The 17797-nt window shown below is 64.1% G+C and carries 19 protein-coding genes; 9 read left to right on the top strand and 10 right to left on the bottom strand.

Annotated elements, in window-relative coordinates:
- Position 1: 1 nt before the first annotated feature.
- From AACH87_RS00495 to mnmG, 9 genes are all read right to left on the bottom strand, one after another.
- A complete protein-coding gene (locus AACH87_RS00495) occupies positions 2 to 1537 on the bottom strand; it encodes a hypothetical protein (protein ID WP_338796738.1) in 1536 nt (511 codons plus the stop codon).
- Between the two features lie 354 nt (positions 1538 to 1891).
- Complete coding sequence (locus AACH87_RS00490) at positions 1892 to 2632, bottom strand: class I SAM-dependent methyltransferase (protein WP_338796737.1); 741 nt, start codon at positions 2630 to 2632, stop codon at positions 1892 to 1894.
- Positions 2633 to 2886: 254 nt separating this feature from the next.
- Positions 2887 to 3804 carry a ParB/RepB/Spo0J family partition protein gene (locus AACH87_RS00485; RefSeq protein WP_338796736.1) on the bottom strand — a complete coding sequence of 306 codons (918 nt, stop codon included), beginning with the start codon at positions 3802 to 3804 and terminating at the stop codon, positions 2887 to 2889.
- A 24-nt stretch (positions 3805 to 3828) separates the two neighbouring features.
- A complete protein-coding gene (locus AACH87_RS00480; RefSeq protein ID WP_338796735.1) occupies positions 3829 to 4077 on the bottom strand; it encodes a hypothetical protein in 249 nt (82 codons plus the stop codon).
- Complete coding sequence (locus tag AACH87_RS00475) at positions 4074 to 4619, bottom strand: alpha/beta fold hydrolase (protein ID WP_338799065.1); 546 nt, start codon at positions 4617 to 4619, stop codon at positions 4074 to 4076. The genes AACH87_RS00480 and AACH87_RS00475 overlap by 4 nt, the downstream gene beginning before the upstream one ends.
- A gap of 28 nt (positions 4620 to 4647) precedes the next feature.
- Positions 4648 to 5493 carry an AAA family ATPase gene (locus AACH87_RS00470; protein WP_338796734.1) on the bottom strand — a complete coding sequence of 282 codons (846 nt, stop codon included), beginning with the start codon at positions 5491 to 5493 and terminating at the stop codon, positions 4648 to 4650.
- Positions 5494 to 5508: 15 nt separating this feature from the next.
- Positions 5509 to 6123, bottom strand: a complete 615-nt coding sequence (locus AACH87_RS00465; RefSeq protein WP_338796733.1) for a LysE family transporter — start codon at positions 6121 to 6123, stop codon at positions 5509 to 5511.
- A gap of 102 nt (positions 6124 to 6225) precedes the next feature.
- The gene (rsmG, locus tag AACH87_RS00460; RefSeq protein ID WP_338796732.1) at positions 6226 to 6906 is read right to left on the bottom strand and encodes a 16S rRNA (guanine(527)-N(7))-methyltransferase RsmG; all 681 of its coding nucleotides are present in this window, start codon (positions 6904 to 6906) and stop codon (positions 6226 to 6228) included.
- On the bottom strand, positions 6903 to 8879 hold the full coding sequence (gene mnmG, locus AACH87_RS00455; protein WP_338796731.1) for a tRNA uridine-5-carboxymethylaminomethyl(34) synthesis enzyme MnmG: 1977 nt from the start codon (positions 8877 to 8879) through the stop codon (positions 6903 to 6905). Before mnmG ends, rsmG begins: the two co-directional genes overlap by 4 nt.
- A 284-nt stretch (positions 8880 to 9163) precedes the next feature.
- Here mnmG and AACH87_RS00450 point away from each other — a divergent pair, with 284 nt between their 5' ends.
- The 9 genes from AACH87_RS00450 to AACH87_RS00410 all read left to right on the top strand — a co-directional run bounded on the left by AACH87_RS00450 (position 9164) and on the right by AACH87_RS00410 (position 16963).
- Positions 9164 to 9760, top strand: coding sequence for an NAD(P)H-dependent oxidoreductase (locus AACH87_RS00450; RefSeq protein WP_338796730.1), 597 nt, complete (start codon positions 9164 to 9166; stop codon positions 9758 to 9760).
- A 199-nt stretch (positions 9761 to 9959) separates the two neighbouring features.
- A complete protein-coding gene (locus tag AACH87_RS00445) occupies positions 9960 to 11009 on the top strand; it encodes a hypothetical protein (protein WP_338796729.1) in 1050 nt (349 codons plus the stop codon).
- Between the two features lie 97 nt (positions 11010 to 11106).
- Positions 11107 to 11871 (top strand): thioredoxin domain-containing protein, encoded by a 765-nt coding sequence (locus AACH87_RS00440; RefSeq protein WP_338796728.1) that lies wholly within the window; start codon positions 11107 to 11109, stop codon positions 11869 to 11871.
- Positions 11868 to 12170 carry a YkgJ family cysteine cluster protein gene (locus AACH87_RS00435; protein WP_338799064.1) on the top strand — a complete coding sequence of 101 codons (303 nt, stop codon included), beginning with the start codon at positions 11868 to 11870 and terminating at the stop codon, positions 12168 to 12170. The genes AACH87_RS00440 and AACH87_RS00435 overlap by 4 nt, the downstream gene beginning before the upstream one ends.
- A gap of 218 nt (positions 12171 to 12388) precedes the next feature.
- Entirely contained in the window at positions 12389 to 13303 is a 915-nt protein-coding gene (locus tag AACH87_RS00430; RefSeq protein WP_338796727.1) for an RNA polymerase sigma-70 factor, read from the top strand.
- Positions 13304 to 13459: 156 nt separating this feature from the next.
- Positions 13460 to 13930, top strand: coding sequence for a carboxymuconolactone decarboxylase family protein (locus AACH87_RS00425; RefSeq protein WP_338796726.1), 471 nt, complete (start codon positions 13460 to 13462; stop codon positions 13928 to 13930).
- Between the two features lie 162 nt (positions 13931 to 14092).
- Positions 14093 to 14866 carry a class II aldolase/adducin family protein gene (locus AACH87_RS00420; RefSeq protein ID WP_338796725.1) on the top strand — a complete coding sequence of 258 codons (774 nt, stop codon included), beginning with the start codon at positions 14093 to 14095 and terminating at the stop codon, positions 14864 to 14866.
- Positions 14867 to 14980: 114 nt separating this feature from the next.
- On the top strand, positions 14981 to 15586 hold the full coding sequence (gstA, locus tag AACH87_RS00415; RefSeq protein WP_338796724.1) for a glutathione transferase GstA: 606 nt from the start codon (positions 14981 to 14983) through the stop codon (positions 15584 to 15586).
- Positions 15587 to 15859: 273 nt separating this feature from the next.
- Positions 15860 to 16963 (top strand): alkene reductase, encoded by a 1104-nt coding sequence (locus tag AACH87_RS00410; RefSeq protein ID WP_338796723.1) that lies wholly within the window; start codon positions 15860 to 15862, stop codon positions 16961 to 16963.
- Here the strand turns inward: AACH87_RS00410 and AACH87_RS00405 are convergent.
- The gene (locus AACH87_RS00405; RefSeq protein ID WP_338796722.1) at positions 16942 to 17556 is read right to left on the bottom strand and encodes a hemerythrin domain-containing protein; all 615 of its coding nucleotides are present in this window, start codon (positions 17554 to 17556) and stop codon (positions 16942 to 16944) included. The two genes, AACH87_RS00410 and AACH87_RS00405, sit on opposite strands and share 22 nt — an antisense overlap.
- Positions 17557 to 17797: the final 241 nt, after the last annotated feature.

The raw sequence follows: 17797 nt of genomic DNA, 5'->3' as shown, positions 1-17797 counted from the left end.
GTTATTTGGCTGCGGGAGTGGTGGCCGTGGCCTTCACCGCAGGCTTGGTATTGGTTGCCGCAGTACGGCTGCGGGTTGGGGTGGAAGCGCGGGATGCTTCCTTGCCCTGCTGGGCTGGTGCTGCGGCCTCGGCAGGCACAGAGCCCACAGGGGCGAGCTTGCCCACGCTGGCCACTTCACCCATCAACACCGTGTTTTCGTAAAGACGCAGGGGCACCAGAGCGTACTGGCCATCGATCTTCACGGGGTCGGGCAGTGCACGGCCATTCACCGTCACCACGTGTTCGCCTGGGGGCAGGTAGCCACGGGCAATGTAGACACGGCCGGGCAGCATGCGCCACATGCGGTCATCAGCCACTTCGGTCGCTGCCGAAGCCACGGCACCGATCAGGCCACCCACCAGACCACCGCGCTTTTGCAACTCGTTCTGCACCATGCCCTTGGCAACCGCACGGGTCACGCCACGCAGCACCATGCCGGGCATCTCGTCCTTGAGGGCGCGGCGGGCCATCACGTTCACGTCCACCACCTTTTCCATTTTCAGGTTGGTTCCTGCCGCCGACAGCGTGGTCAGCAGAGGATCGTTGGAGGGCTCGATGATGGGATAGGAAATGCTGGCTGTGACCATGCCCCGCGAGGTGGGCACGGGAATGGTGAACGCCTTGGGCTTGCGTGCGGGGGCATCACCGGCCTCCACGATGAACAGCACATCGGTCATGCGCTGGCGGCGTTTCCAGGTGAAGCTGGTGCGGCTGTCCAGGCCGCGCAGGCCCTCTTCCAGCGCAGGGGTGTCGGGCTTGAGCTCAATGGCCTTGCGATAGCCGGGGGCGGCCAGGCCGGGTTCGTTGAGCATCTCGTACATAAAGCCTGCGAGATAGTGGCTCAGCGCATTGGAGTAACCGTTCTTGAGGGCCAGCACTTCGGGGTCGTTGAGGGTCTCCACGGGGTAACCGTTCAGCTCCTTGCCGCCTGCAGCCGCGCCCTTGTCCTTGGCTTCCTGCTCGGCAGCCAGCGTTTCCTTGGAGCGGAACTCGGCAATGATGGCCTCGCGCTCGTGTGTGCGCTTGATGTCGACCCGGGCGTTTTCCAGGTCACCCACCGCAACGCGGTTCAGCGCCAGGCGGGTGGTGAGCCAGACCTTTTCATAGTCCTGGCCTTCGTAGTTCTTGAGTCGCTCGCTGATCAGCGCAGCACCCACGGTACCCATCAGTTTGCTGGGATCGGTCTTGGCCGTTTCTTCCCATTCCTTGACCTTGGTGTCCGCCTTCAGAAACGCTTCGGTACTGTCCTGATAGCGGCGGTCCATGCGCAACAGCTCGCCGCGCTCCAGGTTGTAGAGCAAAGCGGCACGGTCATCATCGCTCTTGGCCGATGCCTCCAGCTGCTGCAGCGCTGCAGGGATACCCCCCGTACGGCCCGCAGTCTGCATGCTGGTGGCCAGCTTGTCGTGGCTCTGCATGCTGGCACAGCCAGTGAGGGCCGCGCTCAGTGTCAGCACCCACAGCAGGCGCGGGCGGAAGTTGGCAAGTGTTGTCATTGTTTTTTCCTTGGAGAACGGTAATCGGGACATCCGGAAGCACTGCAGCACCCACGCCTGTGTCCTGGCAGCCGTGCCGCAAGGCAGGCATGCGCCATCGCATAAGCAATCGCCAGACAAGGCAGGGGTGCAACACGCTCCGAAACAGAGCGCCAGACACGGTGAGGACTGAGGTCACCACGCGCCCCCTCCCGGTGCGCAGCGGTGTCAGCCAGCTCCCTCAGGCTGTGAGATTTCTGGAAATTCTGTTGGCAGATGTAGCCACCGGGCAATGTAGCAAAAGCTTGTATCTTTTCTGTAACCAAGGCGGCGGCTGTGCAGCCCCGCAACACCTGTGCTGACATGGCTCAGTCCTCATCCCTGCTGGCTGTGGCCCGGCATGCGGTACATCCACACAATGCGACCGCCAGGTGTGCGCAGCTGGGCATGGGGCAGCATCCCGGGCACGGCAAACTCCAGACTCACCAGCCAGGCGCCTCGGGCCATCTCGGCCTGGGCCTTGGTGGCCGCGCGGGCCATGCTCTCAGGCCGCTGGAAGAGATACACCATCTGGTAGCCGCTCCAGTCGGTCTTCCACATGTCGGCTCGCCGCACGCGGGCCCAGGGGCAACGCAGGGCACACGCCACACGCAAAGGCCAGCTCCATTCAATGCCTTCCAGCGCGGCCTGGGGATAGGCAGCGCGCAAGGCCAGCAGGCCATCGCCCAAGCCACAGCCTGCGTCGAGCACCCGGGCAGCGGGGGCCAGCGGAGCCTGCGCGGGCAGGGCCTTCAGGGCATGGCGCGGGGTCGGGAACACCGGGGCATCGCGCCAGGCGTTGAGCGGGTAGACCAGCAGCAGCAGCCCCAGCGGAACCAGCCAGGCCCAGGCAGGCAACGCCACGCCGCCCGCCAGGGCCAGCGAGAGCGGAAACCCCGCCGCAATCAGGCTTCGCCGCCACCAGGTCTTGCCCCACAGGCTGGCGGCTGTGCCCAGCAGGCACGGCAACAGCAGCGCCCACAGCACGGGCACGATGGGCTGCAGACTGATGAACAGCAACCAGGCCGCAGCCCACGTCAGCAGCGCGGGTAACGGCCAGGGCAGGCGCAGTGTCATGCCAGCACTCCTGCCGCCAGCGAGCAGGCACCAGCCCACCCGCACGAACGTGCAGACAAGGTGGGACGATGCGTAAAAAGGAGGTTCATGACCGGGCTTGTGGGAAGCAGCCGGGCATGTGTTGATTAGCCCTTCTGCAGCGCAGCAGTGTAGGCGGGTTGGCTGCGTTTGCCAGCCGCTTCAAGCCCTTGCAAAGGCCCGGTGCGTGGCAAATGTCACAGTCACCGGGCTGTGTGTGTCAACGGGCAGAGAAACTATCCCCGCAGGCGCTCGATCAGTCCGTTCAGTTCATCGATGGAGCCAAACTGGATGGCCAGCTCGCCCATGTCCTCCATGCGCCCTGCCCGCTTCACGCGCTTTTTCACGCGCACTTCCACGGCGGCCATCAGCAGGTCGGAGAGTTCCTCCTCCACACGCTTCATGTCGCGCGACTTTTCCTTCTTGGGCTTTTGCGGCACCAGACTGAACTCGGCACCGATCTTCTTGACCAGGCTTTCCGCCTCGCGCACCGAGAGCTTCTTGGCAGCAATCTGGTTGCCTGCGGTGATCTGCGCAGCACGGTCCAGCGCCAGCAGGGCACGGGCGTGGCCCATGTCGATGTCGCCTGCCATCAGCATGGTCTGCACGGGCTCGGCCAGATTGAGCAGGCGCAGCAGGTTGCTGGCCGCACTGCGCGAGCGCCCCACGGCCTGCGCGGCCTGCTCGTGCGTGAGTCCGAACTCGCGGATCAGGCGCTGCAGGCCCTGCGCTTCTTCCAGCGGATTCAGGTCTTCGCGCTGGATGTTTTCGATCAGCGCCATGGCCGCAGCGGCTTCGTTGGGCACCTCGCGCACCAGCACCGGCACCTCGGTCAGACCTGCCAGGCGGGAGGCGCGGAAACGCCGCTCACCCGCGATGATTTCGTACTTGCCCGCGTTCTCTCCGTCCGCCAGACGACGGACCAGAATCGGCTGCATGATGCCCTGCGCCTTGATGGATTCGGCCAGCTCATACAGCGCGCCTTCATCCATGCGCGTGCGGGGCTGGTAGACGCCAGGGACGAGTTCAGTCAGCGGCAGGGTGCTGGGCAAACCCGCCTGAACAGCCTGGGCCTGCTCGACCTTTTCTTCGACTTTGGGGCCCAGCAGGGCTTCCAGGCCACGGCCCAGGCCCTTGGGTTTTTTGGTAACCATTGCAGAAACTTTCTCAAACGATATTCAGGTGCGGCGCTGGCGGCGGAGGCGACCTCGCCACAGGCGCAGCCACACGCCCAGCGCCACCAGCAACAGCACGATGGCCAATGCGATCTGCCCCAGTGCGCCCACCACCACGGCGCTGCTGGGCAGGAACCACGACAGGATGGTCAGCGGCATTTCAACCCACGCGGAATCAAGCCTGCGTGGAGCAGGCGCGGGCGCATCTGCCACAGCGGTTGCGGCGGACTTGCGCCAGAAGGCGAGCTTCACGCCCCCTCCCCCGCCAGCGTGCGCAGCCAGCCATGCCCCTCGGCCCACTCACCCAGGCCGGATTCGGCATTGATGTGCCCGCGCTCACCGTAGTCCACAAACTTCGTACCCCAGGCCTCGCCCAGGGCCTGCACGCGCTCGTAGCTGCAGTAGGGATCGTTGCGGCTGCCCACCAGCAGGGCTGGGAACGGCAGCGGCTGGCGCGCAATGGGGGCCCAGCCGTGGATCATGCCGGCGATGTCGGGCCGCTCCACGTCACCCGGGGCCACCAGGAGCGCACCGCGCACCTTGGCAGCGTGGCGCGTGTGGGCCGCCCACCAGGCCGTCAGGACGCAGCCCAGGCTGTGCGCCACCAGCAGCACCGGGCCATCGGCATCGGCCACGGTTTCTTCCAGGCGGGCAGACCAGTCGCCGCGCAGCGGGCGCATCCAGTCATGCTGCTCCACACGCTGGTAGCCGTGCAGGCGTTCCCAGTGGGTTTGCCAGTGGTCCGGCCCGGAGTTTTGCCAGCCAGGCAGCAGCAGGGTGTTGGAAGGCTTGATTGCTACCATTTTTATAGCTGCCTGCGCTTTATTCTTTTGACTTGGAGGCCTTTTTTGCTTTATCAGCAGAGGCCGCAGACGCTGTGGCCGCACCCCCGCCAATGCCCATGCGCTTGACGCGATCAACCATCTCGCGGGCAAAGTCCACAAACGCATGGCTGCCCTTGGCGGCGGGGTCAAACACCACCCCGGGCAAACCGTAGCTGGGTGCTTCGGCCAGGCGCACATTGCGGGGGATGACGGTGTTGAACACCTTGTCGCCAAAGTGGTCCTTGAGCTGCTCGCTCACCTGCTGCTGCAGCGTGATGCGCGGGTCAAACATCACCCGCAGCAGGCCGATGACCTGCAGGTCGGGATTGAGGTTGGCGTGCACCTGCTTGATGGTGTTGACCAGATCGGTCAGGCCTTCCAGCGCAAAGTATTCACACTGCATGGGCACGATGACGCCATGGGCGCTGCACAGGCCGTTGAGGGTGAGCATGGAAAGCGATGGCGGGCAATCGATGAGCACAAAGTCGAAGTCGGCGTCCGCCTCGGCCAGCGCGGCTTTCAGGCGACGCTCGCGCTGCTCCAGCGCGACCAGTTCCACCTCGGCACCGGCCAGTTCGCGGTTGGCACCCAGCACGTGGTAGCCGCACTGCTCCGACAACACCGCGGCTTCGCTCACCGAGGCGGACTCCAGCAGCACGTCGTACACCGACAGCTCCAGCTGGCGCTTGTCCACACCCGATCCCATGGTCGCATTGCCCTGGGGGTCCAGGTCCACCATCAGCACCCGCTGGCCAATCTTGGCCAACCCGGCAGCCAGGTTGACGGTGGTGGTGGTCTTGCCAACGCCACCCTTTTGGTTGGCAATGCAGAAAATCTTAGCCATGTGGTTGAGCCTGAATTACTTGGAGATGGCCAGCTTGATGCCGAAACCGATGAGAAAAACGCCTGCCAGCTTTTCCAGCACGCGGCCGATGCGGGGATTGGCGCGCATGCGCTCGGCCAGAAAGTGGGTGAGCAGGACCACCGTCAACCCATAGGCAAAGGTCAGCGCGGCAATGGTGGCAGCCATCACACCAAAGGTGATGAGCCCTTGATGGCGTGCAGGGTCCACAAACAGTGGGAAGAACGCCATGTAGAAAACAATGGCCTTGGGATTGAGCAGCGTGATGAGGCTGGCCTGGCGGAAGTAATGGCGCGGCTCAATGTTCAGCACGGGCTTGGCACCGGGTTTGGCGGTGAGCATCTTGAACCCCAGCCAGGCCAGGTAAGCCGCCCCTATCCACTGCACGGCCGCAAAAGCTGCGGGGTAGGTGGCCAGCAGTGCGGCCACGCCTGCGACGGCAGCCCACATCAGCACCTGATCCCCAGCGATCACGCCCAGGGTGGCAGCCAGGCCGCCGCGAATGCCACCCTTGGTGGTGGAGGTGATGAGCGCCAGATTGCCAGGGCCCGGAATGGCCAGGAACAACACGATGGCGGCCACAAAAGCGCCGTAGTCTGCGATGCCGAACATGATCTATCCCGGTGTGCTGACGGGTGCGCAGGAGACGCCCCCAAGAGGAGCCGAGTTTACGCGAACGCCCTGCCCCGGTTGCTCAAGCTTCGTACACAGAAGTTACGCAGGCTTCATCCAGATGATGCAGCGCTCCGCATCCAGGCTGGGCACCTGTAATGGTTCCACGTGAAACACTGATACGTCCGCAGGCAAGGCCACTATCTCGTCCGCCGGGTGCTTACCCTTCATCGCCAACCATGTGCCGTGGACGGGGGCCAGGGCAGCACGCGACCAGGTGACGAAATCCGGCAGCGAGGCAAAGGCGCGGCAGCTCACCACATCAAACGGCTGTTTCAACGTTTCCACCCGCGCATGCAAGCCATGCAGGTTGGGCAGCTTGAGGGTGACCGCCGCCTGCTGGATGAAGGCTGCCTTTTTGCCCACCGTGTCCACACAGCTCACGTCCACCTGGGGGCAGCAAATGGCAAACACCACACCGGGCAGACCACCACCCGAGCCCACGTCCAGCAAGCGCACGCCCGCCTGTACCGCACCGCTGGCTTGCAGCTGAGCCACATGGCGGCGCAGGGGTTGCACTGCGGCCAGGCTGTCGAGCAGATGGTGGGTCAGCATCTCGTGCGGGTCACGCACCGCCGTCAGGTTGTAGACCTTGTTCCACTTCTGCAGCAGGGCCAGAAAATCCATCAGCCCCGCCACTTGCGGGGCAGACAGTTCCAGCCCCAGTGCTGCGAGGCCAGACTCCAGCCGCGGCTGGATATCCACAGGAAGCACCGCGCTCATGCTGCCACTTCGCCTTCTGCCTTGGCTTCAGCCAGAGCAAAGCCTTTGAAGCCGCCCTTCTTCAGGTGGACCATCAGCAGCGAGATGGCTGCCGGAGTCACTCCCGATATACGCGATGCCTGGCCCAAAGTTTCAGGGCGGTGCTTCTGCAGCTTCTGGCGCACCTCAATCGACAGGGCAGCCACCTGCATGTAGTCCAGGTCTTCCGGCAAGCGCAGTTTTTCGTAATACGCGGCACGCTCCACCTCGTCCTTCTGCCGATCGATGTAGCCAGCGTACTTGGCGGCAATCTCTACCTGCTCGATCACCGACTCACTCAACTCACCCAAGGTTTCACGTGAAACATCGGCGTTGATGTATTTGCCGCCATCCATGCCCACCAGGTTGGCGTAAGACACATTGGGGCGGCGCAGCAGATCGAACAGGTTGTACTCGTGCTCAATGCTCTTGCCCAGCACGCGCTCTGATTCAGCGGCAGGCAGGTTGCGCGGATTCACCCAGGTCGCCTTCAGACGCTCTGTTTCACGTGAAACAGCATCACGCTTGCGGCTGAAGCTGTCCCAGCGCGCATCGTCCACCAAGCCCATCTTGCGCCCCACTTCGGTCAGGCGCATATCGGCATTGTCTTCGCGCAGTTGCAGGCGGAACTCCGCCCGGCTGGTGAACATACGGTAGGGCTCAGTCACGCCCTTGGTGATGAGGTCGTCCACCAGCACGCCCAGGTAGGCCTCGTCGCGTGCAGGCAGCCAGGGCGCATCGCCCCGGCACTGCAGAGCGGCATTGATACCCGCAAACAGGCCTTGCGCCGCTGCTTCCTCGTAGCCCGTGGTGCCATTGATCTGCCCGGCAAAGAACAGGCCCTGGATCTGCCGCGTCTCAAAGCTGCTCTTGAGCGAGCGGGGGTCAAAGTAGTCATACTCGATGGCGTAGCCGGGGCGCAGGATATGGGCGTTTTCCAGGCCCTTCATGCTGCGCACCAGGTCGTACTGGATGTCGAACGGCAGGCTGGTGCTGATGCCGTTGGGGTAGTACTCGTGCGTGGTCAGGCCTTCGGGCTCCAGAAAAATCTGGTGGCTGTCCTTGTCGGCAAAGCGGTTGATCTTGTCTTCCACGCTCGGGCAATAGCGCGGGCCCACGCCTTCGATCTTGCCGGTGAACATGGGGCTGCGGTCAAAGCCGCTGCGGATGATCTCGTGCGTGCGTTCGTTGGTGTGGGTAATCCAGCAGGGCATCTGCTGCGGGTGCATCCGCGTGTTGCCCATGAAGCTGAAGACCGGCACCGCGCCCTCGTTCACACCGCCGGGCATGCCGTCGCCAGGCTGCTCCTCGCACTGGCTGAAGTCGATGGTGCGCCCATCAATGCGCGGGGGCGTTCCGGTCTTGAGGCGGCCTTGGGGCAGCTTCAGTTCCTTCAGGCGCGCACTCAGCGACACGGCGGGCGGGTCTCCGGCCCGGCCGGCGGAATAGTTGTTCAGGCCGACGTGGATCTTTCCGTCCAGGAACGTGCCCGCCGTCAGCACCACTGTGCGGCTGCGGAAGCGGATGCCCACCTGCGTCACTGCACCCACCACCCGGTCGCCTTCCACCATCAGGTCGTCCACCGCCTGCTGGAACAGCCACAGGTTGGGCTGGTTCTCCAGTATGCGGCGTATGGCGGCCTTGTACAGAATGCGGTCGGCCTGCGCCCGCGTGGCGCGCACAGCCGGGCCCTTGCTGCTGTTGAGAATACGGAACTGAATACCGCCCTCGTCCGTGGCCAGCGCCATGGCGCCGCCCAGGGCATCCACCTCTTTGACCAGATGGCCCTTGCCAATGCCACCAATGCTGGGGTTGCAGCTCATCTGCCCCAGCGTTTCGATGTTGTGGGTCAGCAGCAAGGTCTTGCTGCCCATGCGGGCAGCAGCCAAGGCGGCCTCGGTGCCAGCATGGCCACCGCCTACAACGATCACGTCAAATTCCTGGGGGTACAACATGGGAGCGCTCCGGGGCCGGTGCTGCGGCCCGATATAAAACACCCGCGGCATGGAAGGCCCAGGCCCAGCCTCGCAAGGTCTGGGCGCGCAGGTCTTCTGCGGGTAACCCCCGATTTTCCCATTTTGTGGCGTTCGTGTCTGTGCCCTGCCCTGTCGCAAGGCCTTCCACGGGTGGAAACCACCCCCTAGCCTCAACTCGGGATGGATACGGCATGGACTGTTTCACGTGAAACAAGCCGCCCCGCGCAGGAATCCTGCCACCGCGCTGTGCTTCAATGGCATCCATGCCAAACACTCCCATCCTCATCTTCGCGGGCAGCACCCGCCAGCAGTCGTTCAACCGCAAACTGGCCCATGCCGCTGCCGCCATCGCACGCAGCGCAGGTGCCGCCGTCACGCTGCTGGAGCTGTCTGACTTTGACATTCCGCTCTACAACGCCGACCTGGAAGCCCAGGGCACGCCCGCCGATGTGGTGCGCCTCAAGGAAATTCTGTTCAACCACCCGGGCTGGGTCATCTGCTCGCCCGAGTACAACGGCAGCTACACCGCGCTGCTCAAAAACACGCTGGACTGGGCGTCCAGCCCCGTCAAGGGCGATGCCACCTGGCAGGACGGAACCCGCTCCTTCCGCGGCAAGGTGGTGGGCATGCTCAGCGCATCGCCCGGCGCCCTGGGTGGTCTGCGTTCCCAAAGCCATCTGGGCCCCCTGCTCACCAACCTGGGTTGCTGGCTGGCACCTACAGCCTTTGCTCTGGGGTCGGCTGGCAGTGCGTTTGATGATGCAGGCCAGCTGGTGCAGCAAGCCCATGCAGACCGCGTGCGCGCCGTGGTGGACCAGGTGCTGTGGGCGAGTCAGCGCCTGACTGCAGTAACGCCGTAGCACCACCCTCCAACGGTCCGGCTGGACAAAGCCTCGGGGCTATAAATGGGTTGCGTAGCTCTGCATGCCTGCTAGCATGGTTGATGGCGGCCGGAGGGGCCGCATACCTTCACCAACACAAAAAATGCAACGGCAACTCTGGATTGCACTGTTCACAGTGCTGGGGGGCGTATCACACGCCCTGGCTGAAACAGGCGTCTTGACAGTCAATACCAGCTTCGGCAGTGTTTCTGCCGCACTGATGTCCGGGGCCGCAGCGGTCCCCACAACCTCATGGTATGTGCTGCTAGCGGCAGCTCTCGTGATCGTGCTGGCCACGCGCAAGCAACTGCTGCGGCTTCGCAGCACAGCTCCGCTGGCACTGGCCGCGCTCATCGCCACCATCTTCGCGACCACTTATTGGTACGGAGACGCCCAGGCGGCTGGCGCACTCAATCTCCCTTCGCCGCAGCTCTTCTCCGCAGACGGTGCTCAGCAGACACTGCAACTGGGCAATCTGACAGGCCAGCCAGTCACGATCCAGGACATCCGCGTGCAGGGCCGCTTCACCCAAACCAATGGCTGCAGCAGCATATTGTCCAGCGGAGCCCAGTGCCCGATCACTGTGGCCTACCGCCCCGACATCTGCCAGACGTGCAGTAGCGACACCTGCATCAACGGCGCATGCCAGGGCCCCACGTGCACAGACGGCCAGCGTAACGGAACCGAGACTGACGTGGACTGCGGCGGCGTTTGTGGTGCGTGCAGCATCGGTAAGGTCTGCGCCGCATCGGTGGATTGCCAGAGCGGTGTCTGCGGCGCCGGCATCTGCCAGCCTGCCACCTGCACCGACGGCATCAAGAACGGCAGCGAAACCGACGTGGACTGCGGCGGCATTTGTGGTGCGTGCAGCACCGGCAAGGTCTGCGCCGCATCGGCGGATTGCCAGAGCGGTGTCTGCGGCGCCGGCATCTGCCAGCCTGCCACCTGCACCGACGGCATCAAGAACGGCAGCGAAACCGACGTGGACTGCGGCGGCGTTTGTGGTGCATGCAGCACCGGCAAGGTCTGCGCCGCATCGGCGGATTGCCAGAGCGGTGTCTGCGGCGCCGGCATCTGCCAGCCTGCCACCTGCACCGACGGCATCAAGAACGGCAGCGAAACCGACGTGGACTGCGGCGGCATTTGTGGTGCGTGCAGCACCGGCAAGATCTGCGCTGCATCGGCGGATTGCCAGAGCGGTGTCTGCAACGCTGGTGTCTGCCAGTGAACACAACACATCCTCGGGGCAGCGACCAGCAGGGGTGCCGCCGCCCCGCAGACTGCATCGCACAATAGCCCGTCCATCAACCTATCGGCAATTCCGAATGAAACCCGCTTTCTTGCGCCAGACCACACTGACCTGCGCACTTGTCATGGCCAGCGCAGCCCCGGGCATCGCGCATTCCGAACCCATGTCCCGGGAACAGGGGGCCGCGATTCTCCAAGAATTGCGGGCCATCCGCCAATTGCTCGAGCAGCAGCCCAAGGCCGCACCCGCAGCGGCCCCTGCGCCAGCACCCACAGTTGTACGGGTGGACCTATCCCAGGAGGCCCACACGCTCGGTGCAACAAACGCTCCCGTCACCCTGGTGATGTTCACCGACCACGAGTGCCCATTCTGCAAGAGGTTCCTACAGGAATCGCTGCCCCGCTTGCGGCAGGAATACATCGACACTGGCAAGCTGAGACTCATTCTGCGTGACCTGCCACTGGACATGCATCCCAACGCACAGAAGGCCGCCGAAATCGCCCGCTGCGCCGCTGAACAGGGCAAGCACTGGCCGCTGCTGGAAGCATTCGCATCGGTATCAGAGCCCCTGGCACCGTCCGCGATGGCAAGCCTGATCAAGAGCAGGGGCCTGGACACCGGCCGCATCGACGCCTGCGTAGCCGACGGGCGCTATACCGCCAAGGTCAAAGCCTCGGTAGCTGAAGCGCGCCGCCTGGGCTTCAACGGCACCCCGACCTTCGTGCTGGGCGCCACAACCCCTGGCGCTCTGGAAGGGGAAAAAATGGTAGGCATCCAGCCGTATGAATCGCTGAAGCGCCGGCTAGACGAACAGCTAGCCAAGGCGCGGCCCAAGTCCTGACCTCGGGAGGCCCGTTGTCAATTTGCCGTCCCAGCTGCGGGGCCTGCTGCACCGCACCCTCCATCAGTTCGCCCATCCCCGGCATGCCCGGGGGCAAGCCTGCAGGGGTGCGGTGCATCCAGCTGGGAGATGATGCGCGCTGCCGTATCTTCGGCCAGCCCGAACGCCCGGCCGTTTGCGCCGGATTGGCGCCATCAGTGGAGATGTGTGGTAACAGCGCGGATCAGGCCTTGGCGTACCTGGCGCAGCTGGAGCGGCTGACGCAGCCAAGCGGGGCAGACGAGAGCGTAGGGGCTTAGCGCCTCCCGTGAAATGCGCTGGCCGGCCAAAGTTCTCGGGGAAATTTTTCTAGCAAAAAAGGCCTGCAACGCTTGTCTTTATTGCGCAAACAGCTATTACAACGATAGCAATTGCACCATGGTGTCACAACACGGCTACCTGGGCCGTCTGGGTTATGTGTAACACCGGAAGCCCGAGCGTTCTTCCGCTTGTCACCACCGCCCATCTGGAAGCCGCAATGATCCCCCCTAGCCCAGCCACTCCTGCCACTACAGACCCCTTCACCACCCTGCGCCCCCGCCTGTTCGGGCTGGCGTATCGCATGCTGGGGGTGCGTGCTGATGCCGAGGACGTGTTGCAGGATGCCTGGCTGCGGTGGAGCCGACAAGACACTGAAGCCCTGCAATCCGCCGAGGCATGGCTGGTCACTGTGGTCACGCGCCTGAGCATTGACCGGCTGCGCGCCCTGAAGGCCGAGCGTGAAGCCTACGTGGGCTGGTGGCTGCCCGAGCCACTGGTCTCCCCCGCCCCTGCCGAGGCAGCCCACCACCACACGCCAGAAGCCGCCGCTGAACTGGCAGACGAACTCTCCGTTGCTTTTCTCTACGCCCTGGAGCGCCTCGCCCCGCAAGAGAGAGCGGCCTTTTTGCTGCGCCAGGTGTTTGACTACGACTACCCCGACATCGCTACCCAACTAGGTAAAACCGAGGCGGCCTGCCGCCAGCTGGTGCACCGTGCCAGCGAGCGCGTGCTGCAAGACCGCCCCCGCTTTGCTGTGCCGCGCGATGTGCACCAGCGCCTGCTGCAGCGCTTTGTGCAGGCAGCCCACAGTGGCGATCGCCAGACCATCGAAGCCCTGCTGAGCGAGGACGCACAGCTCATCGGCGACGGAGGCGGCAAGGTGCCGTCCTTCCCCAAACCCCTGCTGGGGCCGTTTCGCATTGCCAACCTCTACTGGGCCATGTTCCGCCGCCTGGGGGCGCAGGTGGTGTACCGGGTGGTGCTCATCAACGGCGAACCGGGGCTGCTGCGCTATGTAAACGGGCAGCTCGAATCCGCGCAGGCGGTGGTGACCGACGGCGAACGCATCGTGGCCATCTATGCCGTGCGCAACCCGGACAAGCTCTGCGGCATTGCCAACACGCTGGACTGATGGCTGGTGACTGATGGGGTAGGCGTTGAGGCCCGCGTGGGCCCACGCTGTCACAAGCACGGCAGGTGCTGCGTCTTAGGGGTATGAACAGGCCGCTCGGTCCGGTTCATAACCCTTTGCCCTTCAAACCAAACGCACCCAACCCAAGGACACGACATGACCACCAACACCACCCACACCGCCCGCCTGCCCTACCACCAGCTCTCGTCCAAGGCCTTCATGGGCCTGGTGACCGTTTCAGACACCATCAAGAAGGGCCCGCTGGGCCTGCGCCTGGCCGAGCTGGTGTTCCTGCGCGTGTCGCAGATCAAGGGCTGCGCCTACTGCATGGATATGCACTGGCATATGCTCGTCAAAGAAGGCATGGAGCCGCGCCACCTGAACGCCGTGACAGGCTGGCGCGAGGCGCCGTTCTTCACCTCCCGCGAACGCGCCGCCCTGCGCTGGGCCGAGATTCTGACCGCCACGCCGCACAGCGACGCCAGCGACGAAGAGTTTGCCCAGCTGCAGGCCGTGTTCAGCGATGCAGAAATCTCCGACCTGGGCTTTGCCGTTGCCATCATCAACGCATGGAACCTGATCAACGCAGGCATGCGCGCGCCAATTCCGCAGACCCCTGTGGTGTGAATTCAAGCCTCACAGGCTGCCAGCGCTTATCCAGCAAGCGCAGGCAGCTATCATTTTTGATGAATCAGGGGCACACCCCACGCAGCGCTGTGTAGCCTGCCTGACAGCCAGGCTGCTGCAGGCAGCCTACAGTGTCTCCACCCACCTTACGGAGACAACCCCATGCATTCCACCCCCTCGCTGAAGGACAGCGTCCACCCTGAAGAATGGCAACTGCGCTGCGACCTGGCCGCCTGCTACCGGCTGGTGGCGCTGTACGGCTGGAGCGATCTGGTCTTCACGCACATCAGCGCCAAGCTGCCCGAATCGGTATCGGGCGCGGGGCAACACCACTTCCTCATCAACCCCTACGGGCTGATGTTTGACGAGATCACCGCGTCCAGCCTGGTGAAGGTAGACATGCAGTGCAACAAGCTGCACGACACCCCCTTCCCGGTGAACCCTGCAGGCTTTGTGATCCACAGCGCCGTGCACGAGGCCCGGCCCGAGGTGGGCTGCGTGCTGCACACCCACACCCGCGCAGGCGTGGCCGTCAGCGCCCAGCAATGCGGTGTGCTGCCCATCAGCCAGCAAAGCACTTTTGTGCTGGGCTCGCTGGCATACCACGCCTACGAAGGGGTGGCCTTCCGCGACGAAGAAAAGCCCCGCCTGCAGGCGGATCTGGGGCAAGCCAACTTCCTCATGCTGCGCAACCACGGCCTGCTCACCTGCGGCAAGACGATTGCCGATGCCTTTTTGTCGATGTACACCTTTGAGAACACCTGCCGCATCCAGATTGATGCGCAGGCAGGCGGTGCGCTGGTCGAGGTGAACCCGCAGATCGTCAGCGGCGTTGCCCAGGCCATGCGTGTGCAGACGGGCGGAATGGGGGGCGCATTCACCTGGCCCGCCCTGCTGCGCAAGGTGCAGCGCGAGGCACCGGGCTACGATGCGTAAGAAGCTGTTCAAAAGCCTTCCGCAAAACACCGCACCGCAATGCCCTGCGGGCTGCACAAAGCACGGCGCCGCCTTACGATGGCGGCCTTCCTTCACAACACATAGGAGTCATGGATGAAGCTGTATTACTCCCCCGGTGCCTGCTCGTTGTCTCCCCACATCGTGCTGCATGAGTCTGGCCTGAACTTCCAGGCCGTTCTGGCCAGCACCAAGACCCACAAGCTGCAGGACGGCACGGACTTCTACACCATCAACGAACTGGGCTACGTGCCCGTGCTGGAGCTGGACAACGGCGAGCGCCTGCGCGAAGGCCCGGCCATCGTCCAGTACGTCGCCGACCAGGTGCCCGGCAAGAATCTGGCACCCGCCAACGGCACCATGGCACGCTACCGCCTGCAGGAATGGCTGACCTTCATCGGCACCGAACTGCACAAGGGCCACAGCCCGCTGTTCGCCCCCGGCACGCCCGAAGAGTACAAGCCCCTGGTGCGCGAGCGCCTGCAAAGCCGCTTTGCCTGGGTCGACAAGCAACTGGCCAATAACACCTATCTGCTGGGCGAATTCAGCGTGGCAGATGCCTACCTGTACACCGTCTCGCGCTGGGGTCAGTTTGTGGGCGTGGACACCTCGGGTCTGGCCCATCTGCAGGCCTTCAAGCTACGCATGGAAGCGCGCCCCGGCGTGCAGGCTGCCCTCAAGGCAGAAGGCCTGCTCAAGTAAAGCAAAGCTGTTTGGCAACTCCGAACAAAGGCGCGGGGTCCGACAAGGGCCCGCGCCTTTTTGCTGCACATTCGCCAGGGGCCACCATTCACGGGCCACACAGAAGTCCCCGCAGTTCCACGTGAAACGCACCAGCAGCCGGGCCCGTTCAGAATGCACCGGTTAGCACAAAAACAGAGCCCTTGTTGATGCATCCGGCCTGCACGTTTTGCGCAGCGGTATTACGCTGTGGGGGTTATTCATTGTGTGCACTCTTTTTCACAGAAAGCGTTCATGACTTCCCTGTTTGAACCCACCCGCGCAGGCGATATCGCCATGGCCAACCGCATTGCCATGGCCCCTCTCACCCGCAATCGTTCGCCCGAAGCCATTCCCACCGAACTCACGGCCACCTACTACGCGCAGCGGGCCAGCGCGGGCCTCATCATCTCTGAGGCCACGGCCATCAGCCCCCAAGGCCAGGGCTATGCAGATGTGCCCGGCCTGTATGGCACAGAGCAGCTCGATGGCTGGAAAAAAGTCACCCGCGCCGTGCACGATGCAGGCGGCAAGATCGTGGTGCAGCTGTGGCACGTGGGCCGCATCTCGCACACCTCGCTGCAGCCCGGCAATGCCCGCCCCGTGGCCCCCTCAGCCATCCGCGCGCATGCCAAGACCGTGCTGCTCAAGGATGGCGTGGCCACCTTTACCGACACCTCAGAGCCCCGCGCGCTGGAACCCGAGGAACTGCCCGGCATCGTGCAGGACTACCGTCACGCAGCGCGCAACGCCATCTCTGCCGGCTTTGACGGGGTGGAGATCCACGCAGCCAACGGCTACCTGATCGACCAGTTCCTCAAGAACGGAGCCAACCAGCGCACGGACGACTACGGTGGCAGCATCAAGAACCGCGCTCGCCTGCTGCTGGAAGTGACCCGCGCCATCGTGGAAGAAATCGGGGCGGGACGCACCGGCATCCGCCTGTCTCCCGTCACGCCCGCCAACGACATCGTGGACGACAACCCCCAGCCCCTCTTCGAATACGTGGTGCGCGAGCTGGGCAAGCTGGGGCTGGCCTATGTGCATGTGATCGAAGGGGCCACCGGCGGCCCCCGCGAGCTGCCTGACCGCCCCTTTGACTACCCCGCCCTGCGCAAGGCCTACCGCGATGCCGGTGGCAAGGGTGCCTGGATGGTGAACAACGCCTACGACCGCGCACTGGCCGAATCCGCCATTGCCGACGGGGCCGACATCGTGGCCTTTGGTCGCCCCTTCATCGCCAACCCTGACCTGGTGCAGCGCCTGCAGCAGAACGCGCCGCTCAACGAAATCCACCGTGAAACCCTGTACGGTGGCGGAGCCAAGGGCTACACCGACTACCCCACGCTGGCGGGTTGAGCATCCCGCCTCGGGCTCCCAGGCACCAGGGTGCGGGGGGCCCGGATGGCGATGCGGGTAAAGAGCCGGTCGTAGGCCGGGTCGCGCGGGCGGCCGTGGGTGAGCGGGTTGGCATTGCTGGCAAAGGCCGCGTCCACCATGGACCAGTCTTCCGTGCCCAGGTAGGCCTGCGCCGCGGGCAGCACCACGGTTTCTTCCAGCCGCATGTGCTCCAGGTAGAAGTCGATGTAGCGGCCCAGGGCGTGCACAAAGCGGTCACGCCGCCCCTCTCCCATCAACTCCCAGCCCAGCAGCAGGTGCTGCAGCTCCCGCACCATGGCCTCGCCCGTGGCGTGCTCACTGTCCAGCCGCGCAATCAGCTCGGCCACATGGGGCGCGCAGCGGGCCACGCGGGGGAACAGCCACTCTGTCTCCTTGGGGTGGTGCTGCCGCTCAGGGAACTCGTCGATGTAGAAAAGCATGGCCCGCGCCATGTCAAAAAACCGCGCAGGATGATCGCCGGGCCCTTCGTCTACCAAACCCCTGAGCGATTGCAGCACTGCGGCGAGGGAGGCATGTTCTTCTCGGATGATCTGCAGACTGACGGGAGGCATGGGCGCACAAGGGAAATCGCAAGAGCCACAGAGCGTGCCATGACAGCGGCCTGCACAAAGTGACGCAGGTCAAGAAACCCGCACCCTGCGCACCAAAGAAAAAGCCCCCGTGATGGGGGCTTGTATTAGAACCTGTTCAAAATCTTTTGGGGATCGCATTGGAGTGCAATCGGGATGAGTGGATGCTTCGGATGCGCCGCATGGGCTCATGCCCATGCAAGCAGCCGGGGCGTTCAATCGC

Origin of the sequence: Acidovorax sp. DW039, from assembly GCF_037101375.1 — a bacterium.
GTDB lineage: Bacteria > Pseudomonadota > Gammaproteobacteria > Burkholderiales > Burkholderiaceae_C > Acidovorax.
This window is presented reverse-complemented; position numbering and strand designations above follow the sequence as displayed.

What these genes read in the sequence shown, in the direction of transcription:
- AACH87_RS00470 (WP_338796734.1), bottom strand. Translation starts at nt 5,493, where the DNA reads ATGGCTAAGATTTTCTGCATTGCCAACCAAAAGGGTGGCGTTGGCAAG.
- AACH87_RS00450 (WP_338796730.1), top strand. Translation starts at nt 9,164, where the DNA reads ATGCCAAACACTCCCATCCTCATCTTCGCGGGCAGCACCCGCCAGCAG.
- gstA (WP_338796724.1), top strand. Translation starts at nt 14,981, where the DNA reads ATGAAGCTGTATTACTCCCCCGGTGCCTGCTCGTTGTCTCCCCACATC.
- AACH87_RS00485 (WP_338796736.1), bottom strand. Translation starts at nt 3,804, where the DNA reads ATGGTTACCAAAAAACCCAAGGGCCTGGGCCGTGGCCTGGAAGCCCTG.
- AACH87_RS00405 (WP_338796722.1), bottom strand. Translation starts at nt 17,556, where the DNA reads ATGCCTCCCGTCAGTCTGCAGATCATCCGAGAAGAACATGCCTCCCTC.
- AACH87_RS00490 (WP_338796737.1), bottom strand. Translation starts at nt 2,632, where the DNA reads ATGACACTGCGCCTGCCCTGGCCGTTACCCGCGCTGCTGACGTGGGCT.
- AACH87_RS00465 (WP_338796733.1), bottom strand. Translation starts at nt 6,123, where the DNA reads ATGTTCGGCATCGCAGACTACGGCGCTTTTGTGGCCGCCATCGTGTTG.
- rsmG (WP_338796732.1), bottom strand. Translation starts at nt 6,906, where the DNA reads ATGAGCGCGGTGCTTCCTGTGGATATCCAGCCGCGGCTGGAGTCTGGC.
- AACH87_RS00410 (WP_338796723.1), top strand. Translation starts at nt 15,860, where the DNA reads ATGACTTCCCTGTTTGAACCCACCCGCGCAGGCGATATCGCCATGGCC.
- AACH87_RS00430 (WP_338796727.1), top strand. Translation starts at nt 12,389, where the DNA reads ATGATCCCCCCTAGCCCAGCCACTCCTGCCACTACAGACCCCTTCACC.
- mnmG (WP_338796731.1), bottom strand. Translation starts at nt 8,879, where the DNA reads ATGTTGTACCCCCAGGAATTTGACGTGATCGTTGTAGGCGGTGGCCAT.
- AACH87_RS00495 (WP_338796738.1), bottom strand. Translation starts at nt 1,537, where the DNA reads ATGACAACACTTGCCAACTTCCGCCCGCGCCTGCTGTGGGTGCTGACA.
- AACH87_RS00420 (WP_338796725.1), top strand. Translation starts at nt 14,093, where the DNA reads ATGCATTCCACCCCCTCGCTGAAGGACAGCGTCCACCCTGAAGAATGG.
- AACH87_RS00425 (WP_338796726.1), top strand. Translation starts at nt 13,460, where the DNA reads ATGACCACCAACACCACCCACACCGCCCGCCTGCCCTACCACCAGCTC.
- AACH87_RS00440 (WP_338796728.1), top strand. Translation starts at nt 11,107, where the DNA reads ATGAAACCCGCTTTCTTGCGCCAGACCACACTGACCTGCGCACTTGTC.